This is a genomic window from Nocardioides sp. CPCC 206348, from assembly GCF_048654705.1.
Classification (GTDB): Bacteria; Actinomycetota; Actinomycetes; order Propionibacteriales; family Nocardioidaceae; genus Nocardioides.
Map to the genome: position 1 here is coordinate 9,703 of NZ_JBMCZA010000185.1, position 1,440 is coordinate 11,142.

A 1,440-nucleotide genomic window follows, 5' to 3' on the forward strand; every position below is an offset into this window, starting at 1 on the left:
GCTACCTTCATCGATGAAACAGATGTAGTCACCTACCGCCGGTCGTGCCACTGCATCAACAGAACCGAACTAGAAGGCCGACAACATCTGTTGGACAGGGGGTTCGGGGCGGCGGAGGATTCTCGGCATGTCGAACGAAGAGATCGAGGTCCTCGTCATCGGCGCCGGCCAGGCCGGCGTGGCGATGAGCGAGCACCTGAGCGAGAACGGCGTCCCGCACCTCGTGCTCGAGCGTGACCGGATCGCCGAGCGCTGGCGCACGGGACGCTGGGACTCCCTGGTCGCCAACGGCCCCGCCTGGCACGACCGCTTCCCCGGTCTCGAGTTCCAGGACGTCGGTGCCGACGAGTTCGCCACCAAGGACCAGGTTGCCGACTACTTCCAGGCGTACGCCGAGAAGATCGCCGCCCCCGTGCGGTGCGGCGTCGAGGTCACCTCGGTGACGCGCCACCAGGGCCGGCGCGGCTTCCGCGTCGAGACCTCGGACGGCACCATCGACGCGCGCTACGTCGTCGCGGCGACCGGCCCGTTCCAGCGGCCGGTCTTTCCGAAGATCGTCCCCGAGGGCGCCGTACCCGTGCAGATCCACTCCAGCAGCTACCGCAACCCGCAGCAGCTGCCCGAGGGCGCCGTCCTCGTCGTCGGCGCCGGCTCCTCCGGCGTCCAGATCGCCGACGAGCTCCGCCGCTCGGGCCGCGAGGTCTACCTCTCCGTCGGCGCACACGACCGTCCGCCGCGCAGCTACCGCGACCGCGACTTCTGCTGGTGGCTCGGCGTCCTCGGCCTGTGGGACCTCGAGACCCCCGCCGCCGGCGCCGAGCACGTCACCATCGCCGTCAGCGGCGCGCGCGGCGGCCACACCGTCGACTTCCGCGCGCTGGCCGCCCTCGGTGTGAACCTGGTCGGACTGACCGATGCGTACGACGACGGCGTGCTGCGGTTCCGCGACGACCTCGCCGACAACATCACCCGCGGCGACCTGAACTACCTGGCCCTGCTCGACGCCGCCGACGCGTACGTCGAGGCCAACGGGCTCGACCTGCCCGAGGAGCCGCAGGCCCGCATCCTCGGCCCGGACCCGGAGGCCGCGACCAACCCGCGCCTCGAGCTCGACCTCGCCGAAGCCGGCGTCACCTCGATCGTCTGGGCCACGGGCTTCGCCACCGACTACAGCTGGCTCCAGGTCGACGCCTTCGACGAAGCCGCCAAGCCGCAGCACAACCGCGGCGTCTCCACCGAGCCCGGCGTCTACTTCATCGGCCTGCCCTGGCTCTCGCGCCGCGGATCCAGCTTCATCTGGGGCGTCTGGCACGACGCCAAGCACGTCGCCGGCCACATCGCGACCCAGCGCAGCTACCTCACCTACGGCAGCTGACACCACCAAGCCGCTGGCCCGGACCCCGGAGGGGTTCGGGCCAGTGTGCATTTCACCCCCGGTGG

General features: G+C 70.8%; 1 protein-coding gene. It reads left to right on the forward strand.

All coding sequences use genetic code 11. The features are described 5' to 3' along the window. The first annotated feature begins 127 nt into the window (after positions 1-127). Positions 128-1,375, forward strand: a complete 1,248-nt coding sequence (locus ACOADB_RS15205; protein ID WP_378600195.1) for a flavin-containing monooxygenase — start codon at positions 128-130, stop codon at positions 1,373-1,375. The last annotated feature ends 65 nt before the right edge of the window (positions 1,376-1,440 follow it).

Bases quoted from the DNA above. Each gene is read 5' to 3' on its own strand.
- ACOADB_RS15205 (WP_378600195.1), top strand. From the start codon at position 128: ATGTCGAACGAAGAGATCGAGGTCCTCGTCATCGGCGCCGGCCAGGCC.